This is a genomic window from Thiobaca trueperi (assembly GCF_004342175.1).
In the GTDB taxonomy this organism is placed as follows: domain Bacteria; phylum Pseudomonadota; class Gammaproteobacteria; order Chromatiales; family Chromatiaceae; genus Thiobaca; species Thiobaca trueperi.
On the sequence record NZ_SMAO01000006.1, the window covers coordinates 103,619 to 125,975 of the forward strand.

The 22,357-nt window shown below is 63.4% G+C and carries 16 protein-coding genes; 7 read left to right on the forward strand and 9 right to left on the reverse strand.

Going from position 1 to position 22,357, the window contains the following annotated elements; translation table 11 throughout:
• Positions 1-22: 22 nt before the first annotated feature.
• From gspE to EDC35_RS12495, 8 genes are all read right to left on the reverse strand, one after another.
• The gene (gspE, locus tag EDC35_RS12460; RefSeq protein WP_207896208.1) at positions 23-1,918 is read right to left on the reverse strand and encodes a type II secretion system ATPase GspE; all 1,896 of its coding nucleotides are present in this window, start codon (positions 1,916-1,918) and stop codon (positions 23-25) included.
• Positions 1,919-1,971: 53 nt separating this feature from the next.
• Positions 1,972-2,382 carry a PIN domain-containing protein gene (locus EDC35_RS12465; protein WP_132977578.1) on the reverse strand — a complete coding sequence of 137 codons (411 nt, stop codon included), beginning with the start codon at positions 2,380-2,382 and terminating at the stop codon, positions 1,972-1,974.
• Positions 2,369-2,602 (reverse strand): AbrB/MazE/SpoVT family DNA-binding domain-containing protein, encoded by a 234-nt coding sequence (locus EDC35_RS12470; RefSeq protein ID WP_132977579.1) that lies wholly within the window; start codon positions 2,600-2,602, stop codon positions 2,369-2,371. Before EDC35_RS12470 ends, EDC35_RS12465 begins: the two co-directional genes overlap by 14 nt.
• Positions 2,603-2,849: 247 nt before the next feature.
• Positions 2,850-4,730, reverse strand: coding sequence for a polysaccharide biosynthesis protein (locus EDC35_RS12475; RefSeq protein ID WP_132977580.1), 1,881 nt, complete (start codon positions 4,728-4,730; stop codon positions 2,850-2,852).
• A complete protein-coding gene (locus tag EDC35_RS12480) occupies positions 4,727-5,797 on the reverse strand; it encodes an MraY family glycosyltransferase (protein WP_132977581.1) in 1,071 nt (356 codons plus the stop codon). Before EDC35_RS12480 ends, EDC35_RS12475 begins: the two co-directional genes overlap by 4 nt.
• Positions 5,798-5,952: 155 nt before the next feature.
• The gene (locus EDC35_RS12485) at positions 5,953-6,507 is read right to left on the reverse strand and encodes a DJ-1 family glyoxalase III (protein ID WP_132977582.1); all 555 of its coding nucleotides are present in this window, start codon (positions 6,505-6,507) and stop codon (positions 5,953-5,955) included.
• 101 nt (positions 6,508-6,608) lie between these two features.
• The gene (locus EDC35_RS12490) at positions 6,609-7,949 is read right to left on the reverse strand and encodes a S41 family peptidase (RefSeq protein ID WP_132977583.1); all 1,341 of its coding nucleotides are present in this window, start codon (positions 7,947-7,949) and stop codon (positions 6,609-6,611) included.
• A gap of 257 nt (positions 7,950-8,206) precedes the next feature.
• Positions 8,207-9,460 carry a murein hydrolase activator EnvC family protein gene (locus EDC35_RS12495; RefSeq protein ID WP_132977584.1) on the reverse strand — a complete coding sequence of 418 codons (1,254 nt, stop codon included), beginning with the start codon at positions 9,458-9,460 and terminating at the stop codon, positions 8,207-8,209.
• Positions 9,461-9,732: 272 nt separating this feature from the next.
• Here EDC35_RS12495 and coaD point away from each other — a divergent pair, with 272 nt between their 5' ends.
• Both coaD and EDC35_RS12505 read left to right on the forward strand, forming a co-directional pair.
• Positions 9,733-10,209, forward strand: coding sequence for a pantetheine-phosphate adenylyltransferase (coaD, locus tag EDC35_RS12500; protein ID WP_132977585.1), 477 nt, complete (start codon positions 9,733-9,735; stop codon positions 10,207-10,209).
• Between the two features lie 58 nt (positions 10,210-10,267).
• Complete coding sequence (locus EDC35_RS12505; protein WP_132977586.1) at positions 10,268-10,516, forward strand: YfhL family 4Fe-4S dicluster ferredoxin; 249 nt, start codon at positions 10,268-10,270, stop codon at positions 10,514-10,516.
• Between the two features lie 96 nt (positions 10,517-10,612).
• Here EDC35_RS12505 and EDC35_RS12510 read toward each other — a convergent pair whose 3' ends face one another.
• A complete protein-coding gene (locus EDC35_RS12510) occupies positions 10,613-10,984 on the reverse strand; it encodes a hypothetical protein (RefSeq protein WP_132977587.1) in 372 nt (123 codons plus the stop codon).
• 309 nt (positions 10,985-11,293) lie between these two features.
• Between EDC35_RS12510 and EDC35_RS12515 the strand changes: the two genes are divergently transcribed.
• From EDC35_RS12515 to EDC35_RS12535, 5 genes are all read left to right on the forward strand, one after another.
• Positions 11,294-12,739: a glycosyltransferase gene (locus EDC35_RS12515; RefSeq protein WP_132977588.1), complete on the forward strand. Its 1,446-nt coding sequence runs from the start codon at positions 11,294-11,296 to the stop codon at positions 12,737-12,739.
• A gap of 218 nt (positions 12,740-12,957) precedes the next feature.
• Positions 12,958-14,298, forward strand: a complete 1,341-nt coding sequence (locus EDC35_RS12520) for a hemolysin family protein (RefSeq protein ID WP_132977589.1) — start codon at positions 12,958-12,960, stop codon at positions 14,296-14,298.
• Positions 14,291-15,634, forward strand: a complete 1,344-nt coding sequence (locus EDC35_RS12525) for a hemolysin family protein (RefSeq protein WP_132977590.1) — start codon at positions 14,291-14,293, stop codon at positions 15,632-15,634. Before EDC35_RS12520 ends, EDC35_RS12525 begins: the two co-directional genes overlap by 8 nt.
• Positions 15,635-15,780: 146 nt before the next feature.
• Complete coding sequence (locus EDC35_RS12530) at positions 15,781-18,768, forward strand: chemotaxis protein CheB (RefSeq protein WP_132977591.1); 2,988 nt, start codon at positions 15,781-15,783, stop codon at positions 18,766-18,768.
• A gap of 43 nt (positions 18,769-18,811) precedes the next feature.
• Positions 18,812-22,264: an EAL domain-containing protein gene (locus EDC35_RS12535; RefSeq protein WP_243651636.1), complete on the forward strand. Its 3,453-nt coding sequence runs from the start codon at positions 18,812-18,814 to the stop codon at positions 22,262-22,264.
• Positions 22,265-22,357 lie beyond the last annotated feature (93 nt).

Sequence of the window (22,357 nt, forward strand, 5' to 3'; positions counted from 1 at the left end):
GAGCAGACGGTGACAGCCGCCATCAATTCGCCTCAGCGACACGCAGCACTTCCTCAATCGTCGTGCGGCCATCCAGCGCCTTGCGCAGTCCGTCCTGATACATGGTTTCCATCCCCTCGGTGACGGCGATCCGACGAATCTCGGTCGCGGTGGCGTGGGCAAGCACGGCCTGACGGATGGAGTCCGTCATCAGCAGCACCTCGGTAATGACCAGACGCCCGCGATAGCCGGTGCCGTTGCACTCGTCGCAGCCGACCGCGCGATGCAGATCGATCTGTGTCGAACCGCCCGCCATGCTGGCAAAACGCTCGGCCAGTTCGGGCAGGGCGTGATAGGACTCGCGGCAATGGGGACAGAGCCGGCGTACCAGACGCTGGGCGAGGATGCCGTTGATGGTGGAGGTCAGCAGATAATCCTCGACCCCCATGTCCAGCAGACGGGTCACGCCGCTGGCGGCGTCGTTGGTATGCAGGGTGGAGAGCACGACATGGCCGGTCAGCGCCGACTGCACCGCGATGCGGGCGGTCTCCAGGTCACGCATCTCGCCGACCATGATGATGTCCGGGTCCTGGCGGACGATGGCACGCAATGCGCCGGCGAAGGTCATGCCGATGGCTGACTTGACCTGGATCTGGTTGATGCCGGGGAGCTGGTACTCGACCGGATCCTCGACCGTGATGATCTTGCGTTCTTCAGTGTTGAGCCGGCTGAGTGCGGTATAGAGCGTGGTGCTCTTGCCCGAACCGGTCGGCCCGGTTACCAGCAGGATGCCGTAGGGCTGCTCCAGGATGATCCGCAGCCGTTCGCGCGGCGTACCGTCGAAGCCGAGCGCATCGAGATCGAAGCGCACGCTTTCCTTGTCGAGCAGACGCATGACCACGCTCTCGCCGAACATGGTGGGCACGGTCGAGACACGCAGATCCAGTTCCTTGCCCTGGATGCGGATCGGGATACGCCCGTCCTGCGGCAGACGGCGTTCGGCGATATTGAGCTTGGCCATGATCTTGACGCGCGAGATGACGGCGGCGGTGGAGCGCACCGGCGGCGCATCGACCTCTTTCAAAATGCCATCGACCCGATAACGTACCTTGAGCACATCGGCGAAGGGTTCGATATGAATATCCGACGCCCGCGACTCGACCGCCTTCTGGATCAGCAGGTTGACCATGCGGATGACCGGCGCCTCGCTGGCCAGATCCTTGAGATGCTCGATGTCTTCCTCATCGAAGTCGCCGAAATCGGCATCGGTGTCAGTGGGCGCCTCTTCGACCTTTTCGTAGAGCCGCTCAATGGCGGACTCGATCTCGGTCGGCGCCGCGACCGAGGCGCGCACCGCTTTGCCCGCCGCCATCTGCACCGCAGCCAGGACAAAGCTGTCGATTGGATTGGCTAGGGCAACCTGGATTTCCTCATCGTTTTCGGCCAGGGGCAGCACGCGGGCGTCTTTGAGAAAGCGCAGGGTAAAAAGGTCTTCGCCGACCGGCTCGACGGGAAAGGTCGCCGCATCCGCCAGCGGCAGATCCAGGACTTCGGACATGGTGCGCGCCATGTCGCGTTCCGAGATCAGCCCCAGACGCACCAGCATCGGCAGCAAGGGTTCTCCGCCGTCTTCAGCCAGACGCCGGGCGCGGGCGAAATCACCGGGGGTCAGTTTGCCTTCCTGCTGGAGCGAGAGCACCACACGCATTTCGGGCGAGGGTGCCTGGGAGTCAGCCGGTTCTTCGGGCGCGGCGTCTTCCTCTCTGTTCCGGGACAGGGAATCGATCAGCGCAGCGGCGGCGAGTGCGCTCGGGGCGTCTGCGTCCGGCATCGCTTCCAAGCTGTCCTCTGCCTGAGACAGGAAGGGCTCATCCTGGTCATCACGGCGCGCGTGGATGACCGGCGCTTCGTCGAGTGTGGCGTCATCTTGCGCTGGCATTGGATTCGTTCCCCTCGTCGGTTCGTTCGGGCTGTAAGCGTCGGTCATTTCGATCATGCAGGGAGGAAGGGATTGCGGATCACCAGATGGCCGTCGATGATCTGGCCGTCCTGCATGTCTTCCGAATAGAGCGTGTCGCAACCGGCGATCAGTGCGGCGGCAACGATCAGCGAATCGTAGAGCGAAAACCCGTAGCGTTCGGCAACACGGAGTCCGCTGTCATGGGTTTCGATCAACATGGGATCGATCCTGCAAAGCAGGCGGATGGGTTCGAGCACATCGCGAATTTCCAGATACGACAGACCCAGTTTGCGTGAGGCCACCGCCGCAAATTCGTTGAGCACCTGCACACTGATCACGCCGCCGCGAGCGAGCAGAGACTCGGTGCGATCCGCCTTGCCGTGATCCGCCGAGAGCAGATAAAGAAGCACATTGGTATCGAAAAAGACCTTATTCGCGCTCATGCGCGGCGAGCCGGTCAAATTTGAAATCCGCCGGGAGCCGTCCGCGATACTGACGCAACCGGGCCAGCAACTCACTCGCCCCGGGACGTTTTTTGATCTCGAAAACCCGCGCCCCGGCAATGTCGATCTCAATGTCATCGCCTTCCTTGAGATTGAGCGCCTCCACGACGGCAGCCGGCAGCCGCACCGCCAGACTGTTTCCCCACTTTGAAACCTGCATGAGACGCCTCGGAATGCGCTGGATATACTTTTGTAATTGTATATCAGTGGTGTTTGAAAAAGACGAATTTGAATTTAGACAGGATTTACAGGATTTAAAAACAGCATATTAAAAATCCTGTTAATCCTGTCTCAAATATTCTTGGTCGTCGGCGGCCCGTAGCAGGATGTAGGGGCGAATTCATTCGCCACGTTGGTTGCGCGGATGTCGGGGCGAATGAATTCGCCCCTACACGCCGCGCGACATCCTAATCCTGTCCATTCAAAGCATTTGTCGGCTGATCCCTGTCCGGCAGACGGCGCCAGTCCGGCAGCAGGGTCCGCAGGGCGGCGAGCATGCCGCTCTCGTCGGACGACTCGGCGGCCTGCAGCAGATCAGCCAGCCCCGGCTCCATACCGACGCTGTCCTGCCCGTCGCCACGACGCGCGACCCGGATCTTGGGATGCCGGGTCGCGATCAGATCCTCCGAGTCGTAGAACAGCTCTTCATAGAGCTTCTCGCCCGGACGCAGACCGACATAGTCGATGGCGATGTCCTCGCCCGGCTCGTGTCCCGAGAGCCGGATCATCTGTTCGGCCAGATAGCGGATCTTGATCGGCTCGCCCATGTCGAGGACGAAGATCTCGCCGCCGCCGCCGATCACGGCGGCCTGCATGATGAGCTGGCAGGCCTCGGGGATGGTCATGAAAAAGCGTTCGATCTCGGGATGCGTCACCGTCACCGGCCCGCCGCGCGCGATCTGGCGCTGAAAGAGCGGCACCACGCTGCCTGCCGAGCCCAGGACATTGCCAAAGCGCACGGTGATGAAGCGGCAGGGCGATTGACCGTCCAGACCCTGACAGATGCCTTCGGCGAGGCGTTTGGTCGCGCCCATCACATTCGCCGGATGCACCGCCTTGTCGGTCGAGATGAGGACGAAGCGCTCGCAGCCGCAGTCAGCCGCCGCCCCGGCAACGAGGCGGGTGCCGAGCACATTGTTGCGAATGGCCGCGCGCAACTGGTCTTCGAGCAGCGGGACGTGCTTGTAGGCCGCCGCATGGAACACGATCCCCGGACGTTCGGCGCGAAACAGCGCATCGACGGCGCTGGCGTCGGTCACATCCAGCAGATGGCGCGAAAAACGCAGCTCAGGGAAGGTCTCCTGCAATTCCATCTCGATGCGGTAGAGATTGAATTCGCCATGATCGACCAGGATCAGCCGCGCCGGGCCGGCGTTTGCGATCTGGCGCACCAGTTCCGAGCCGATGGAGCCGCCCGCGCCGGTCACGAGAATATCGCGACCGGCCAGCCCGCCGTGGATCCCGCTCCAGTCGAGCGTGATGGGATCGCGACCCAGCAAGTCTTCGATCAGCACCGGCCGGATCTGGCTGATGCTGACCTGACCCGACAGCAGGCTGCGCAACTCGGGGACGGTGCGGAAGGGCCGTCCGGTCGCTTCGCAGAGCTCGACCAGCCGGCGCATTTCGCTGGCGGTCGCGCTGGGGACGGCGAGCATCAGGAGATCGATGTCATCCTCGGCGACGATCTCGGGGATTGACTCGGTCGGACCCAGCACCGGGATGCCGTGGACCTCGCCGCCTTGGCGGCGCAGTTTGTCATCAACGAAGCCGACCGGAAAATAGGCGCGCTGCGGATCGCGGAGCATATCACGGGCGAGCATCTCCCCGGCGCGTCCGGCGCCGATGATGAGCACCCGCTGACCGGACGAGAGATTGAGCCGATGATCCTTGAGCCAGCGATACAGCAGTCTCGGGCCAGCCAGCAGCAGCAGTTGCAGGCCGAGATAGAGGACGGGCACCGAGCGCGGGATGAGTTCGGAGCGGTTGACGATGAAGAGTGCGACCACCACCAGCAGGGTGCCGGCCAGCACCGCCTTGGTGATCCGCACCAGATCGGGCAGCGAGGCAAAGCGCCAGACCCCGCGATAGAGCCCGAACAGCCAGTAGATCACGCCCTGGATCAGCATGACCCAGGGCAGCGAATGCAACGCGCTGGTGAGGAATTCGTGCGGGATCGAATCGAGGTTGAAACGCAGCCAGTAGGCCAGCAGCCAGGCGACCGGGATCGTCAGCAGGTCATGGGCGAAGGCGGCGGTGCGCGAGCGCAGCCGGTCGATCATGGGGTTCATGGACGATCCAGGGCCGAATCGTCGCGATCGGGCGCCGCCGCGCGCTCGACCAGTCCCACCTTGATGTGGATCAGCACATAGATCGCCGCCCAGCCGCCGAGCAGAAACCATTGCTCATGCGCTGGCAGACGCGGCGAGGCGACCGCGCAGGCCGCTGCGGCCATCATCAGCGGATAGGCGCGCTGCAAGACCTGGCGATGACTCCAGCCGGCGAGCACCAGACGCTGATAATGATGCGAGCGGTGCGCCTCCCAGACGCGCTCGCGCCGTGCCAGCCGGGTCAGCAGGGTCCAGGTGGCATCGACGATGAAGGGCGAGAAGGCGAGCCAGGCGGTCCAGAGCGGAAAGAGACCGAGCTGCACGCCCCACAGCGAGAAAGCGGCGGCCAGCAGACCCAGGCTCGACGAGCCGGTATCGCCGAGAAAGATCCGCGCGGGTGGAAAATTGCCGGTCAGAAAGCCGCCAGCCGCCGCCGCGACACAGATCGCGGCAAGGGCAAACAGCGGTTCGCCGCCCGACCAGCCGAGCACCGCCAGCGCCGAGAAACCGCAGATGGTCATGCCGGCGGCGAGGCCATCCATGCCGTCCATGAAGTTATAAAGATTGATCATCCAGACGACATGGAAAAGGGTCAGCACGCCGGCCAGGATGGTCGGCAGCGGCAGCGTCAGGCCCGGCAGATCGACCGCGAACCAGCCCAGACCGCCGGCCAGCAGCAGGATGGCTGCCAGGAGATGGGCCAGCAGACGCATCCAGGCCGGCGCCTCGCCCAGATCGTCAAAAAAGGAGACGCCTGCCACCAATGCCAGGGCCGCCGCCGGCCAGATCAGCGGCGACAGATCGATGCCGGGCACGGCAAGCGTCGGCAGCGACAGTAACAGGCCCAGCAGGACCGCCAGACCGCCGGTACGGGGCACCGGGGTGCTGTGCAGCGAACGGGCATTCGGCAGGTCCATCGGGCCACGTCCAGCCACCCCGTGCGACGCCAGCCAGCGTGTCGCGAGCAGGCTGACGAGCAGTGAGATGATCGGCGCGGCAAGCAGAAGCAGGGTCATCATCGTCAGCATGACATCGCAAGGGGGGCGCTGACGCCTGAATTCGGCAATTTGAACCGGGAAGGCGCCAAGGACGCGAAGAAAATGAAGTTTGTCATGCGAGATAGCCGTTCCAGTTCAAGCATTCACCCCCTCCCCAACCCTCCCCCCGCAAGGGGGGAGTCTGTTCAAACCTCACGAACCAGATCGCTTTCCACCTGTTCGCGCCGTGCGCGGCCCAGCAGCGACTCGATCAACTGGAGGGCGAAATCCATCGCCGTACCCGGTCCGCGACTGGTCACGACCAGTCCATCCACCACCACCGGCGCGCTGACGAAGTTGACCTGCGGATAGTCGGCGGCCTGAATCGCGCCCGGATAACTGGTTGCCGTTTTGCCATCGAGCAGACCGGCGCTGGCAAGCACCTTGGGTGCGGCGCAGATGGCTGCGACGAAACGTCCGGCAGACTGCTGACGTTGCAGCATCGTCCGCAGGCGCGGATCCTCTTCAAGATACTGCGCGCCGGGGAGGCCGCCGGGCAGCACGATCAGATCGAAATCCTGATCCAGCACCGCGTCGAGCGTGGTGTCGGCCAGCAGCACCGTGCCCCGGCTGGCGGTCACGGGCGCATCGGTCAGCGCGGCGGTCACAACCTCGATCTCAGCGCGACGCAGCAGATCGATAATGGTCACGGCTTCCAGTTCCTCGCAGCCCTGGGCAAGCGGGACAAGCACTTTCGGCATGACGATCATCTCCAGATTAAACCGCGCCCAGCGCGGTATGCGATGTTTTTGGATTGGGTCGGCCCCGGGTGTAGGGGCGATTTAAATCGCCCCTACAAGACTCATTGATTGCCGCGCAGACCGAGTCGGTTGAGTCCTTTCAGCATATTCAGCGCCTCGAACAACTGAAAATCCTCGGCAGCCAGCGGCGGTTTTTTGTCCTTTTCGTTCTCCTTGTCTTTCGCTTCCGGCTCCGGCGGTGCGCCTTCGCTGAGATGGCGAACCAGGTTCGCCTCTTTCAGTGCATTCAGATTCTGCTCGGCGAGCGGCTTGAACTCGCCGCGCTCCAGCATGATGTCGGGCGTGATGCCCTGGGCCTGGATCGAGCGGCCAAGCGGGGTGTAATAGCGTGCCGTCGTCAGCTTGAGTGCGCGGGAGTCATCGATCGGCACGATGGTCTGCACCGACCCCTTGCCAAAGGTCTGGCTGCCCATGACGAGCGCACGCTTGTGATCCTGCAGGGCGCCAGCGACGATCTCGGAGGCCGAGGCGCTGCCGCTGTTGACCAGCACCACGATGGGTGCGCCGTTGAGCACGTCGTCGGGACCGGCCTTGAACTGCATTCTGCTGTCCTTGATCCGTCCCTGGGTGTAGACGATGAGTCCATCGGTCAGAAAGGCATCGCTCACGCCCACTGCACCATTGAGGACGCCGCCGGGATTGTTGCGCAGATCGAGTACCAGTCCTTTCAGATTGCCGTCGTTCGCCTTTTTCAGCTCATCAATGGCCTTGAGCATGTCCTCGGCCGTATGAGACTGAAACTGGCTCAGACGCACATAGGCGTAGCCCGGTTCCAGGGTCCGGCTTTTCACGCTCGCCACCTGGATGACGGCGCGTTCGAGCGTGACCTCGAAGGGCGGTTTATCCGTGCCGCGCAGGATGGTGAGCTGGATTTTGGTGCCGGGCTGGCCGCGCATCAATTTGACGGCGTCATCGAGATTCATGCCCTTCACGGGTTTTTCATCGATACGGACGATGGTGTCGCCCGCCTGCAAGCCAGCGCGCTGTGCCGGGGTATCGTCGATGGGTGCGATGACCTTGACGAAACCGTCCTCCTGGCCGACCTCGATCCCCAGTCCGCCGAACTCGCCCTTGGTGCCGACCTGAAGCTCGCGGTATTCCTCGCTGTCGAGATAGGACGAGTGCGGATCGAGCCCCGACAGCATGCCGCGAATCGCGTTCTCGATCAGCGCCTTGTCCTGCACGCCCTCGACATAGTCGGCCTTGATGCGCCCGAAGACCTCGGCAAAGGTTCGCAGATCGTCGAGCGGCAGATCCTGTGCGGGCGGTGGAGTCGGGGTGGTTGCGGGCGGCGCGGCGGTCTCGGCGCCCGCCCGTGCGCCGGTCAGCGCCAGGAGAATGCCGAAGCTGAGAAGCAGACCGGGTTTGATGGGCGTCTTCATGCGCAAATTCTCTGGTTGAAACCTCCCCCTTCAGGGAGAGAGCTTTAAGGTGATTTTTGAAAAACTGATACCTGATACACGCCTTAAATAGACAGGATTAACAGGATGTTCCAGGACGGACAGGATTTTGAAGGCGTTGTTTTGAATCCTGTTAATCCTGAGTCATCCTGTTAATCCTGTCCATTGACGCCGTTTCGGGCGGGTACGGACTGTCCCGGAAATCCCCAGAGACGATGTCCGGGAAGGCATCTGCCGTGCTATCCCTGTCTGCCGGATCCTCCGCACCATTCGACCGGATCCTGAGGGCGTCCATTGTAGCGGATCGCGAAGTAGAGCACCGGTTCCCTGCGCCCGCCGCTGCTGCCGCTGAGCGCAATGGGTTCGCCGGTCGCGACCCATTCGCCGAGTTCGACGATCAGCGCCTCGTTGTGACCGTAGAAGGTCATGAAACCGTCGCCATGATCGAGCACCAGCAGCAGACCAAAACCCCGCAGCCAGTCGGCATAGACGACTCGTCCATCATTGACCGCCCGCACCTCTTCGCCATCCTTTGCGGCCAGCAGGACGCCGTCCCAGCGCAGTTCGGAGTCGTCTTTGGGCGTGCCAAAACCGGCGAGGATGCGGCCTTCCAGGATCGGCCAGACCAGTTTCCCCTTGCGTGCCGGAAATGGCTCACGGTTGATGTTGAGCTCAAGCCGGATCTGCGCCCGCTGGCGCAGATGTTCAACCAGCAGCCGCAGCGACTCGGCGTCTTTCTGCATGGTTTGCAGATTTTCGGACCGGCTTGTGATGAGCGCCTCCAACTGCTTCAGAACCTGGGCGCGTTCCTGTCTGGCCGACTCCAGCCGCAGGCGCGTGGCCTCCTGGTTACGGGCCAGCTCGGCCAGACGCTCGGCCTCCTGTTCGGCGTCGCGCGCCAGGTTGGCCAGACGCTGCGCCAGACTCTGCACGGCCAGGATGCGGCGGATGCGCTCCCGATTGAAATAGGCGAAATAGGACATGATCCGGCTCGCCTGGGTCGGATCCTCCTGATTGAGCAGCAGACGCAGACGATCCGCGCGACCCATGATATAGGCCGTGCGCACCAGATCGGACAGGAGATCAAGCTCCTGCTGCAGGGCGCGGTGCTCATCGTTCTGGCGCGCCCGCAGTTCAGTCGCCACGCGCCGGTGTTCCTTGACCAGACGCTCCAGTTCGCGGCCTGCCAGCGCCAGTTCGGCGACATTGCGCTCGCGCGCCTCCAGTTCTACGACCAGGGCGCGGCGGTCGGCCTGACGCCCGATCAGATCCTTGCCGATGGCCTCAACCTGCTGTTCGATGGAGGCCAGATCCCGCGTGCGCGCTTCGAGAGCGGGATCGGACTGCGCGGTGGACAGCGCCAGCGACGCCTCAGCGAAGAGAAGACAGAGCAGCCAGAAAACGGCGTGACGCAGGGCCCGACGGGGTTGCGCGCAACGGGTCGGCACGTCCGATGTCGGAGACTGCCTGAAAAGCGGGATATTGATCTTCATGGTTTCGCGGCAATCAGCGTTTATCCGGGGTTTGTGCTATCGTGCGGGCCGGCGGCAGAGCACCGGCTTCCGGTACGGCGGCATACCCGTCATCCCATCCTGAATAACAGGCAGGATGAACACGATTCTACAGAATTAAACTGCGTCCCAGCCAAGATCCATCGAAACGCCAAACGTCGAACTCACTCGAAACTCAGCATGCCGCTCTGGATGCGGTTTAGAATGAGCGATCGATTTCATGGCAACTGCCCACACCCCAGAGGATCCAGCGATTGCGTAGCGTGGTCTACCCCGGAACCTTCGATCCCATCACCAATGGTCATGTCGATCTGATTCATCGTGCGGCGCGACTCTTTGATCGCGTCGTGGTCGCGGTGGCGCTCGACACCGGCAAAACGCCCCTGTTTTCCATCGACGAGCGCGTGGCGCTGGTGCGCGGCAGTCTGACCGATCAGCCCAACGTCGAGATCCTGCCTTTCCAGGGGCTCCTGGTCAGTTTCACGCGCGATCTTGGGGTCAGTGTCATCATGCGCGGTCTGCGCGCCGTCTCGGATTTCGAGTATGAATTCCAGTTGGCGAGCATGAATCGCCGCATGGCTCCGGACATCGAGACCCTGTTTCTCACCCCGGCCGAGAAGTACGCCTATATCTCTTCCTCGCTGGTGCGTGAGATCGCCCGTCTGCGGGGCGATGTCTCGACCTTTGTCACGCCGACGGTTCAGGCTGCATTGAAGGCGCGATTTGGATAACATCCGCACGTCAAATCCCCAACCATCAACCATTTACACAAGCTGAAGGAGTTTTCCCATGGCACTGATGATTACCGACGAGTGCATCAACTGCGACGTCTGCGAGCCCGAGTGCCCAAACGGCGCCATCTCCCAGGGTGACGAGACCTATGTCATCGATCCCGCGCTCTGCACCGAATGTGTCGGTCACTACGAGACCTCGCAGTGCGTCGAGGTCTGCCCGGTTGACTGTATCGTCAAGGATCCGAGCCACGATGAGAGCGAGGACGATCTGCGCGCCAAGTTTGAGCGCATCGCGGGCAACTGACGCCTGGCCCGCCCGCAGCAACGCTTCAATGCGCTGACAGGGCGTGCGCCGGAGCCCCGCTGCGGGGCTCCGGCGCGTAGAAGCGATGCATCCCCGTCATTTGTCCCGCTCGACCAGCCAGACATCGGCAATGTGCAGGCTCACATCCGCCGCCATCAGACTCAGCACCAGGAATCCAGCCAGGAGCAGCCAGTGCAGCCCGCGCCACAGCGTGCGCAGTCGGCGACGCCTGGGATGCCAGTCCGGCGCGGGCAGACAGGGAACATGGGCGAAGATATCGATGAAGATCAGGCCGGTCACGGCCCAGAGCAGCAGTATCAGCCCCGGCATCAGGATGTCGTCGCCCGTCCGACCTTCAAAGGCCAGGAGTCCGACGCCAGCGGTGATGGCGCCAAGGGTGACGAGACCGAGCAGCAGTGCCCGAACCCTGATGAGGCGACGCGCGATCCGATGCAGATGATCCAGCATGGCAGAGCCGATGACCGTCAAGACAGAATGAATGATCCCGTCCGTGTCGCCGCAGGGATCGGTATGTACAGGATCCGGGGCGGGGTTCCAGATCCGCTTGAAGATTGCTCGGACAGCCTGTCAGGCGCTGATTCCGGGCGGGACTTGCTGTGGCTTTCCGGCGGTCCTATGCTGTCACCCATGTCGGCGCGGCGTCCTGTCTGTCGCTCCGGGCCGGCATTCGTTTTGCCCAATCCAGATCCCCGGTCAGCGCCGCCTCGCGACGTGCGACCCCTTTCAAATCTTTTTCAACCTCACGGAATCTAACCCATGCTCGCGGCGGAATCCACGGTCGAGCTTTTTCTGACACTCAGCCTCGTTATTCTGGGCATCTTCTCCTTCAACCTGCTGCTTCTGACGCTTGCGCGTCTGCTCCTGCCGAAGCGTCGCATGGCCACGGCAGAGCCGTCTGATACAGATTTGCCCAAGGTGCTGGTACAGCTCCCGCTCTTCAATGAGGGCGAACTGGTCGAGCGCATCCTGAGCGCCATCATGGCTCTCGACTGGCCCCGCGACCGGCTCCAGATCCAGGTGCTTGACGACAGCATCGACGGTTCGCTGGCCCTGAGCCGATCTGCCGTCGCGGCCCTGAGCAACGCAGGCGTTGAGATCGAACTCCTGCATCGTGTCGATCGCACCGCTTTCAAGGCTGGCGCACTGGCTGCCGGGCTCGCACGTTCCGACGCGCCTTTCGTCGCCATCTTTGATGCCGATTTCATCCCGCCACCGGATTTTCTGCGCCGCACGGTTGGCGCCCTGATCGCGCAGCCCGACTGGGCCTATGTCCAGACCCGCTGGGCGCATCTCAACCGGGAGGAAAACCTCCTGACCCGGATCCAGGCGCGGCTGCTCGATTCACATTTCGGGGTCGAGCAGGAGGCGCGCTGGCGTCTGGGTCTGCCGATCCCCTTCAACGGCACCTGCGGCGTCTGGCGGCGCGCGGCCATCGAAGATGCCGGCGGCTGGGAAGGCGATACCCTGACCGAAGATCTGGATCTGAGTCTGCGCGCCCGGCTGCGTGGCTGGCGCGCCGGCTTCATCAAGGATCTGACCGTGCCCGGCGTGCTGCCGGTCTCGACGCGCGCCTGGCGGGTGCAGCAATTCCGCTGGACCAAGGGCTTTGTGCAGTGCTTCATCAAACTTCTGCCGCAGATCTGGGCGAGTCCGGCGCTCCCGCGTTGGCAGAAACTGATGGTCAGCTTGCAGATCGGTCAGCCGCTGGCCTTTCTGCTGGGCATGAGCTGCATCATTCTGGGATTGCCATTCATCGCGGGCGAGATGGTGGCGGGCGAGACCCTGAGCCGCATCGCCCTGGTTGCCTCGACCCTGGGCTTTCTCGCCCCCATCAGCTTCCTCACCCTGGCCGGCACGCGCGGCGGTGCGCGTCAGACCGCGCAGGAGGTTTTGGGCGCGCTGGTCCTGACCAGCGGACTGCTGCTCTCGAATGCGCGCGGCGGACTGGAGGCCCTGCTCGGCTACCGGACCGAGTTCGTGCGCACGCCCAAGGCGCGCATCCAGAGCGGGCCGCGCGCCAGAGGCTGGAGCGGCGGACTCATGGAACTCGGCGCCGGACTTGGACTGCTCGGCTTCGTGCTGCTGGAGGAACCCTTTGCGGTCATTTATCTGGCCATCGTCATCAGCGGACTGCTCGGCGTCGGGGCCATGCAGATCCTGGATGAACGCATGCCCGCGCGTGTCGCCAACACGCAACCCTGAGTTGGGCTGCCGCGCCTGGTGCGGCAGGCGATTTTTGGCCTGGATCAACCCTGGCCGCATCGACGACACGGGGATCTGGCGCGGTTTAGAGCATGAAACAGGATGCACTTTTAAACCGCGTCTCCACTGAGGTTGGTGACATCCCCAGAACTAAACACAAACTGAAAGTTATGCCTATCGCGCTGGACGCGGTTTAACCGGGAGTCAACATTCAACCGATGAGCCTCTGGCCTTTCGTCGTTGTTCTTGTCCTCATCCTGATCAACGCACTCTATGTGGCCGCCGAATTTGCAATCGTCGGCGCGCGCGTGACGCGCGTCGAACAGGCCGCGAATCAGGGCCATCCGCTGGCCGCCGCACTGCTTCCAATCCTGCGCGATCCCACGCAACTGGATCGCCATATCGCTGCCTGCCAGATCGGCATCACGCTCTCCAGCCTGATCCTGGGCGCCTTCGGTCAGGCCACCTTCGCTCTGGACCTGGGTAGGATCCTGGTGTCGCATGGCGGACTCGAACCGCTCGGCGCCCATGCGCTGTCGGCTATCGTCATTCTGGTCGTCCTTTCATCCACTCAGGTCGTCTTCGGCGAACTCATTCCCAAGACGGTGGCGCTGCAATATCCGGTCGGCACGGCGATCCATACCTACCTGCCGTTGCGCTGGTCGCTGGCCCTCTATGCCCCACTCATCAGTCTGCTCAACGGCAGCGGCAATCTGGTGCTGCGGCGGCTGGGAGCGAGTCCGGAGGCGAGTCATCGCCATGTCCATGCCCCTGCCGAGATTGATCTCCTGATCCGCGAGAGCTGCGCGGGCGGACTGCTCGAAAGCAAGGACAGCAACCGTCTGCGCGAGGCGCTGCGGCTGGGTCGTCATACGGTGCGCCAGCTCATGGTGCCGCGCCGCCAGATCGCCAGCCTGGATCTCAACGCCCCCCTGGAGCAACTGCTGACCGAGATCGACGCCTCGCCTTACACGCGCCTCCTGGTGCATCAGGGCGGGCTCGACAACGTGCGCGGCTTTCTGCATGTCAAGGATGTCGCGGCCGCCATCGCGCGCGGGGCCGATCCGCAGGCGCTGCCGTCGCTGGTGCGTCCGCTGCTGGCCCTGCCGAGCCGGCTGACCACGGATCGCGCACTCGGCCAGTTGCGCGATCACCGCGCGCGCATCGCCCTGGTGGTCAGCGAATTCGGCGACGTGCAGGGACTCATCAGCCTCGAAGACATCATCCGCGAACTGCTCGGCGAACTCTCCGACGAATTCAAGTCCGGATCCGATCAGTTGCCGCTCCTGCTGCCCGATGGGCGCTGGCGACTGTCGGGGCGTCTGCCGCTCGACGAGGCCATCGAATGGGCGCAAACCCTGGGCAAGCCCGCCTGGGAGCCGAGCAGGGCGGAGACCCTGGCCGGCTGGATCCTGGAACAGCTCGACGCCGTGCCGGAGGCCGGCTGCCAGTTCGGCGCCGCCGGACTGGATTTCGAGATCGAGCAGATGGACGGCACCGCCATCAACACGGTGCTGGTGCGCCTGCCGGACGGGGCAACTGGAGACGCCGATGCTTGACCTGCTGATCGTCCTGCTCGTCATCATGACCCTGGTGGCGCTCAACGGGCTCTTCGTCGCCGCCGAGTTCGCCATCATCGGCAGCTCGCGCGCCGCGCTGGCGGCGCGGGCGGAGACCGGCGATCTGCGCGCCCGGCGCATTGCCGCCATTCTCGATGATCCGGCCCGGCTGGACCGCTATGTCGCGACCGCGCAGCTTGGCATCACCGTCGCCAGTCTGGGGCTCGGCATGTACGGCGAACACAGGCTCGCCGTCTTTTTCGCCCAGTGGTTGATCGATGCCGGATTTGCGGGACTCGGCGTCCAGCTCACCGCGCATGGTCTGGCGTCCGTACTGGCGATCACGGTCATCACCTATCTGCATATCGTCTTTGGCGAAATGATCCCGAAGGCGCTGGCGCTCAGTCACGCCATGCGGGTGGCGCTCTGGGTGACACCGCCCATGCTGCTGATCGGGCTGCTGCTCTACCCGCTGGTGAGAGGACTCAATCTGATCGGCAACTTTCTGTTGCATCTAGTCGGCGTCGAGCGCGGTCGCAGTGCGGGGCATTATCTGGATCCCAACGAACTGGAATCGCTCGCCCGCGAGAGCCAGGAAGGCGGTCTGCTCAGTGAGGAAAGTGGACGCATCTTCCAGGAGCTGGCCGATTTCAGCGAGATTTCAGCCGTCCAGGCGATGGTGCCGCGTGTGCGCACGCATGGCATCCCGAGCGACGCGAACGACACCCTGCTGCGCGAGATTCTGCTGCGCCATCGTCATACCCGCTACCCCGTCTACACTGGTGATCTCGACCAGATCGTCGGCACCGTCCATATCAAGGATCTGATTGGCCTGCTGCGCGCGGGAAGCGGCCTCGCCCCGGAGGCGGTGCACGAGACCGCTTATCTGCCCGAGACCGCCACCCTGGACGACGTGCTGGCGGCGATGGATCGGGTGCGCAATCAGATGATCGTCGTCATGGACGAACACGGAGGCACGGCGGGTATCCTCACCATCGAGGACATCTGCGCCGAGGCCGTTGGCGACATGGAGGAAGGCGCAGACGATGTGCCGGACGTGCTGCCGGTCGGGCTCGACCGCTATCAGGTGCAGGGCACGGTGCGGCTGGACACCCTGGGCGTCATCATCGGCACTGAGCTGGAACATCCCGAGGTGGACAGCGTCTCCGGCCTGATCCTGAGCGAACTGGGGCGACCGCCGCTGATTGGGGATCATATCCACTGGCACGGCCTGAGTTTTGAGGTCAGCAGTCTCTATGGACGGGGTGTGCGTCAGGTGATCGTGACACGCGAGCCATCCGAGCCCGTTCAGTCTGACGATGTCGCCCCTGCGTGACCGCTCCCCATTTTTCATGCGTTAAACCGCGCAAGCTCCTGCGGCGGCCAGGGTCGCTGCAACCCAAAAACATCGCCTGTCGCGCGGGGCGCGGTTTAATCTATACGGCAGCGATTTGACGATCCCAGCCAGGAGTTTGACCCATCATGTCCAATGCCCCGGACGTCGCCGAAGACACCGGCGCGACAACGCCTTCCACTCACCGCTTCAAGGGCTATGTCGTCGCCGTTGGCGCCTCGGCGGGCGGACTCGACGCCCTTGAGCGTTTCTTCCAGAGCCTGCCGCCCAATACCGGCGCCGCCTATGTGGTGATCCAGCATCTCTCGCCCGATCACAAGAGCATGATGGCGAATCTGCTGGCGCGTCATACCGCCATGCCGGTGGTGACGGTCGAGCACGATATGCACATCGAGGCGGATCGGGTGCATCTGATCCCTCCCGCCAGCATGATGAGCGCCTCCGGCGATGCGCTGCGTCTGAGTCCCAAGAATCCGCGCGGTCTGACGCTGCCGATTGATCTGTTCTTCACCTCACTGGCGAAGGAGTTCGGCAACCGGGCGATCGGCGTCATCCTCTCCGGCACCGGCTCCGACGGCACGCGCGGTGCAGTCGCCATCAATGATGCGGGCGGCCTGCTGCTCTCGCAGGATCCCGAATCGGCCAAGTTCGACGGCATGCCGCGCAGCGTCATCGCCACCGGACTGGTGGACGCCATCTTGCCGCCGGAAGATCTCGGGCCGCGTCTGCTCGAACATATCCATCAACTGCCCCGGGCCAAGATCCGGGTGCCGGCTCTGGCGACCGAAATCGATCAGGATGGTGCACACGAAGAGGCGATGCATCTGCTGCAACACTCCGGCGGCATCAATTTCCGCGAATACAAGCCGGCCACCGTCATGCGCCGGATGGAACGGCGGATGCAGGTGCGCCAGACGCCGGATCTGTTGAATTATGTGCGTCTGCTGGGTGCGGATCGGGCGGAGCTGGCGACCCTGCGGCGTGAGCTGCTGATTCCGGTCACCAGTTTTTTTCGCGACCCCGAAGCCTTCGAGGTGCTGGCCGAAACGGCCGTCAAAACCATCGTCGCCGAACGTCCCGATAACCAGCCGATCCGCGTCTGGGCGCCGGGCATCGCCACCGGCGAGGAGGCCTATTCGCTCGCGATTCTGTTCGCCGAGGCCTTCGAGCGGGCGCGGCGCTGGCCAAACTTCAAGCTGTTCGCCACCGACGTGGAACCGCAGAATATCGAGGTGGCGGGCGCCGGGGTCTTCTCCGAGGCGATCACGGCTGAAATCTCACCCGAGCGGCTGGAACAGTTCTTTCTCCGGCGCGGCAACCATTTCGTCATCAAGAACGAGATCCGGCAGAGCATCGTCTTCGCCCGGCACAACCTGCTGGAGGATCCGCCCTTCACCCGGATGGATCTGGTTTCCTGTCGCAATCTGCTGATCTATTTCCGTCCCGAGGCGCAGGAACGCGCCCTGCGTCGCATGCAGTACGCGCTGGCTCCCGGCGGCTTTCTCTTTCTCGGGCCAAGTGAAACACTCGCCAATCTCCAGACGGACTTCACCTCGGTCAGCTCCAAGCACAAGATCTATCGCATCCTGCGCCATGTCGCGCTGCCTCTGGACAGCGCCACGATTCCGCTCTCGCGCAACGTCCTGGCGGGCACGTCGGCACGCCCCGGTATCCGCACCCACAGCGTCGCCACCGATGCCGCCGCCATCGATGCCGCCCAAACCACGCTGCTGCGCTGCTATGCGCCGACCAGTCTGTTGCTGAACCGGCGTCATGATCTTCTGCATGTGTTCGGCGATGTCAGCCATTATCTGCGTATCGGCGAAGGCAGTGTGACCCTGGATCTGGCCAAGCTGCTGCCCAACACCCTGGTTGCCATCGCCAAGGCGCTGCTCTACAAGGCCGCACGCGATCGCGCACCGCTGCGTTCCGACATCCTCGGGCTGACCCTGTCCGATCAGCGGATCGAGCGTCTGCGACTGGTCGCGCGGCCCATCGAGCCGGCGCATGGCGAACCGCATCTGCTGCTGTCATTCGAAACCGAATCCACCGGTGTCCAGGAGAGCGAAACCGAGCCTGGCCCCGGTTCGCTGCGCATCCAGCCCCCCGATTCGCTGTCGCCGATCGAGACCATCAGTCTCGACCGCGAGACCGCCCAGCGTCTGGAGACCCTGGAACGCGAACTGGCGGCGACCCGCGAGAGCCTGCAGGCCACCATCGAAGAACTGGAGACCGCCAACGAAGAGTTGCAGGCCACCAATGAGGAACTCATGGCCTCCAACGAGGAATTGCAGAGCTCCAACGAGGAGCTGCAATCGGTCAACGAGGAGCTGTACACGGTCAACGCCGAGAATCAGGAAAAGATTGAGATCCTCAACCGGCTCAACGCCGATCTCGACGGCATGGCCAAGGCGGCGTCCATTGCCACCATCTTCGTCGATTCGCAACTGCGTCTGACCCGCTTCACGCCCGAGGCCACCAGTCTGTTCAAGATCCGCGACGCCGATCTGGGACGACCCATCGACGATTTTACCAATCTGCTCCAATACCCGGAATTCATCCCCGAGCTGCGCCAGACGATCATCGATGGCGAGATGCTCCAGCATGAGATCGATGCCGCCAACGGGCGTCATTATCTGGTGCGGGTGCTGCCTTACGCCGTGCGTAATGGCGAGGCGCGCGGCGCGGTCGCCACCTTCGTCGATATCACCACGCTGCGCGATGTCGAGCGTCTGCAGGCCGTGCTGGACTCGCTGCCCGAGTATGTCGCGGTGCTGGATTCCAATGCGAGCATCACGATGGTCAACCGGGCCTGGCGAACCTTTGCCCTGGACAACGCGCATCCGTCGCTGATCCGCGCCGGGCTGGGCGCGGACTATCTCGATGTCTGCGCCAAGAGCCAACTGACGGGTCAGTCATCAATCGACGACGCCGTGGCCGGCATCAAACAGGTTCTGGCCGGCGAGATTCCGGCCTTTTCCATGGAGTATCCCTGTCACCTGCCGAACCGCTCGCGCTGGTATGTCATGCACGTCGCGCCCATTCAGCATCCGGGGCGGGGCGTGATCGTCAGTCACATCAACATCAGCAAATGGTCAGTGAATCAGCATGGTTAAAGGTCGCAGCGGGCGAGGCGGGGACGTCCCGGCGCCGGGGGGCATGATGCGCGACCTGCCCGGCCTGGCCGCCGATCAACTGCGCGCACGGGCGCTGGACGCACTGCATCAGAGACGCTTCGATCTGGCTGACGAGGTGCTGGCGAGCGGCGATCTCAAGATCGCCGCGCTGGTGGAAAATCTGCGCATCTATCAGGTGGAACTGGAACTCCAGAACGACGAGCTGCGGCACAGTCAGCTCCAGACACAGGAGATGCTGGAACGCTTCACGACCTTCTTCAACAGCCTGCCCGTGGCCGAACTGGTCATTGATCGCACGGGTCTGGTCAAAGAGGCCAATCACGCGGCGCAACGTCTGTTCCATCTGCGCGACACCCATTTCCACCAGCATTTCTTCGCCCGTCTGATCGATGAGGCTGACCGGGGAACGGTGATCGGCGCCTGGTCCGGCCTGTCCGCCAATCAAAGCACGGAGCTCACCGAGATCCGCTTTCAGGGCGGTGAGACGGGGCATTTCATCGGCGATCTGCATCTCGCCACCCTGCCCCGGAGCGAGGGTGCGGTGCAGCAGTTCGTCTGCGCCGTCATCGACCGCACCGAGACGGTGCAGCAGCGTCTGGCGCTCCATGAGGCGGGAATACGTCTGCGGCGCAGCGAGGCCGAGCTGCACGAGCGACTCAAGGAGCTTGCCTGTCTCCACGACGTGCTGGCCGCGACCATGCAGCCCGATGTTCCGCTGGAGCAGGTGCTGCAACAGGTGGTCGAGCGCCTGCCCGCCGCCTGGCTGCACCCGCATCTGGCCGAGGCGCGGATTGAGCTGCCGGACATCCGGCGTCAGGACGCCGCGCCCACCTGCGTCGAGACGGCGGGTTTTGTCCTGACCGAGTGGTCGCAGACCGCGCATGCGCGTCCCGATGGACGCTATCGGGTGACGATCACGATCATCTATCGCGAGGCGCCGCCGCATGCTGGCGATTCGCCCTTTCTGGTCGAGGAACAGGATCTGCTCGATGCCGTGGCCAGCCATGTCGCCGTCTTTCTCGCCCGCCATGAGGACGAAGAGCGGCTGCGCGAGAGCCGCGAGCGTTACCGGGTGCTGGCCCAGTACAGCCCGGACTGGGAGTACTGGCTCGCCCCGGATGGTTCCTACCGCTATGTCTCGCCGGCCTGTGCGCGGCTGACCGGCTACGAGGCCGGCGTCTTTCTCGCCGATCCCGGTCTCATGCTGCGTCTGCTTCACCCATCCGACCGGGAGGTCTGGATGGATCATCTCAAGTCGATCCTGGCGACTGAAGGTATGACGCCGGATGCGGACTGTCTGGAATTCCGTATCCGCTCCCGCGACGGTCAGGAACGCTGGATCGAACATATCTGTTCGCCGGTCGTCACCGAGGACGGACGTTATCTGGGGCGACGTGGCGTCAATCGCGACATCACCGAGCGCAAACGGTTTGAAGAGGAGCTGAAACGCAGCGAGGATTTTCTGAATGTCACCGGCCACATGGCGAAGGTTGGCGGCTGGGAAGTGGACGCCACGACACACGCCGTGCGCTGGACCCGTGGCGCACATGAACTCTTCGAGATGGCGCCGGACGGCAAGCCCTCGTTCGAGAACGTGCTGGCCTTTTTTCATCCCAGCGACCGTTCCAGGCTGGAGGACGCCGTTGCCCAGGCGCTTGCGCACGGTCAGGAATTTGACATGCAGATGCGGCTGATGACGGCACAGGATCATTCGCTCTGGGCGCAGGTGACCGGCGAACCGGTGTGGGAGCATGGCCGGGTCGTCAAACTGCTTGGCACCATCCAGGACATCACGGCGCGCATGGAGGCTGACAAATCGCTGCGCCAGGCGGCACGGGTGTTCGAGAGCACCGCCGAGGGCGTGCTGATCACCGATCCCGACGCGCGGATCCTGGCGGTCAACCGGGCCTTCACCGAGGTCACCGGCTATGCCGAGGAGGAGGTTCTGGGCAAAACGCCCCGTCTGCTGCAATCGGGACGCCATGACGCGGCCTTTTACCAGGCCATGCGGGACGAGCTGAAGCGTACCGGGCAATGGCGCGGCGAGATCTGGAATCGCCATAAAAATGGACAGATCTACCCCGAACTCCTGACCGTCAGCGCCGTTCTCGATCAGGCCGGTGAATTGACCCAATACGTCGGCGTCTTCCGTGACATCAGCCATATCAAGCGTTCCGAGGAAAGGCTCGAATATCAGGCCCATCACGACTCGCTGACCGCGCTGCCCAACCGCAGTCTGTTTCAGGCCCGCCTGGAGCAGTGCCTCCAGCGCGCCGCGCGCTACGGGCGACTGGTCGGACTCCTGTTTCTCGATCTGGACCGTTTCAAGGAGGTCAACGACACCCTGGGACACCCGGTCGGCGACGCCCTGTTGCAACAGGTCGCCGACACCCTGGCCAAAGAGGTGCGGGCGGCGGACACCATCGCCCGACTGGGGGGGGATGAGTTCGTCGTCATTCTGGACGACATCCCCGCCGCCAGCTATGCGGCCCGCTTTGCCGAACGGCTGCTGGCGGCCTTCCGCCGGCCCTTCCAGGTCAAGGGGCACGAGCTCTTCATCACCGCCAGCATGGGCGTCAGCGTCTATCCGCAGGATGGCACGGAGATCGACACCCTGATCCGGCATGCCGATGTGGCCATGTATCAGACCAAGAACAGCGGACGCAACGGCTTCAGTTTCTACGATTCCACCATGTCCGAGGGGGCAGGCGAGCGTCTGCGTCTGGAGCAGGATCTGCGCGGCGCCGTGCAGCGCCATGAATTCATTCTCCACTATCAGCCGCAACTGGCCCTGGGCACCCGCGAATTGCGCGGCGTTGAGGTGCTCTGCCGCTGGCATCATCCTCGGCTGGGTCTCTTGTCGCCCGATCAGTTCATCCGGATGGCCGAGGAGATCGGTGTCATCGACGAGCTGGGCGCCTGGGTGCTCGAACAAAGCTGCCGGCAGATGGCGCGCTGGGATCGCGAGGGTTTTCGGGTGCCAAGGCTCGCCGTCAATCTCTCGGTGCGCGAAATCGAGCGCGCGGATCTGGTGGATCAGATCAAATCCATCCTGCAGCGCACCGGCATCGCCCCGCAGCGTCTGGAACTCGAAGTCACCGAATCCATGATCATGCGCCGCGCCGACGCCGCCATCGCCACCCTGATGTCATTGCGCGCACTGGGCGTGACCCTGGCGGTCGATGACTTTGGCACGGGTTATTCGTCGCTGGCCTATCTGAAACGTCTGCCGCTGCACCGGCTCAAGATTGACCGTTCGTTCGTCGAGAAACTGACCGAAGACAGCAACGACGACGCCATTGTTCGTGCCATCATCGCGCTGGGCCGCAGTCTGGGTCTGGAGACGCTCGCCGAAGGCGTCGAGACCCAGGAGCAGGCCGATTTCCTCTGTCGCGAGGGCTGCGACGAAGGTCAGGGTTATCTCTTCAGCCGGTCTGCAACGGCGGCGACTCTGGCGGCGGGCTGGCTGGTCTGATCCTGACCATTCCGGGAAAATGTCTACCAGAGTCAAGGCTCCAAATGGACAGGATGAACAGGATGTCGCAGGATTCACAGGAGACAAGCCATT

What these genes read in the sequence shown, in the direction of transcription:
- gspE (WP_207896208.1), bottom strand. Translation starts at nt 1,918, where the DNA reads ATGCCAGCGCAAGATGACGCCACACTCGACGAAGCGCCGGTCATCCAC.
- EDC35_RS12465 (WP_132977578.1), bottom strand. Translation starts at nt 2,382, where the DNA reads ATGAGCGCGAATAAGGTCTTTTTCGATACCAATGTGCTTCTTTATCTG.
- EDC35_RS12470 (WP_132977579.1), bottom strand. Translation starts at nt 2,602, where the DNA reads ATGCAGGTTTCAAAGTGGGGAAACAGTCTGGCGGTGCGGCTGCCGGCT.
- EDC35_RS12475 (WP_132977580.1), bottom strand. Translation starts at nt 4,730, where the DNA reads ATGAACCCCATGATCGACCGGCTGCGCTCGCGCACCGCCGCCTTCGCC.
- EDC35_RS12480 (WP_132977581.1), bottom strand. Translation starts at nt 5,797, where the DNA reads ATGCTGACGATGATGACCCTGCTTCTGCTTGCCGCGCCGATCATCTCA.
- EDC35_RS12485 (WP_132977582.1), bottom strand. Translation starts at nt 6,507, where the DNA reads ATGCCGAAAGTGCTTGTCCCGCTTGCCCAGGGCTGCGAGGAACTGGAA.
- EDC35_RS12490 (WP_132977583.1), bottom strand. Translation starts at nt 7,949, where the DNA reads ATGAAGACGCCCATCAAACCCGGTCTGCTTCTCAGCTTCGGCATTCTC.
- EDC35_RS12495 (WP_132977584.1), bottom strand. Translation starts at nt 9,460, where the DNA reads ATGAAGATCAATATCCCGCTTTTCAGGCAGTCTCCGACATCGGACGTG.
- EDC35_RS12505 (WP_132977586.1), top strand. Translation starts at nt 10,268, where the DNA reads ATGGCACTGATGATTACCGACGAGTGCATCAACTGCGACGTCTGCGAG.
- EDC35_RS12510 (WP_132977587.1), bottom strand. Translation starts at nt 10,984, where the DNA reads ATGCTGGATCATCTGCATCGGATCGCGCGTCGCCTCATCAGGGTTCGG.
- EDC35_RS12515 (WP_132977588.1), top strand. Translation starts at nt 11,294, where the DNA reads ATGCTCGCGGCGGAATCCACGGTCGAGCTTTTTCTGACACTCAGCCTC.
- EDC35_RS12520 (WP_132977589.1), top strand. Translation starts at nt 12,958, where the DNA reads ATGAGCCTCTGGCCTTTCGTCGTTGTTCTTGTCCTCATCCTGATCAAC.
- EDC35_RS12525 (WP_132977590.1), top strand. Translation starts at nt 14,291, where the DNA reads ATGCTTGACCTGCTGATCGTCCTGCTCGTCATCATGACCCTGGTGGCG.
- EDC35_RS12530 (WP_132977591.1), top strand. Translation starts at nt 15,781, where the DNA reads ATGTCCAATGCCCCGGACGTCGCCGAAGACACCGGCGCGACAACGCCT.
- EDC35_RS12535 (WP_243651636.1), top strand. Translation starts at nt 18,812, where the DNA reads ATGATGCGCGACCTGCCCGGCCTGGCCGCCGATCAACTGCGCGCACGG.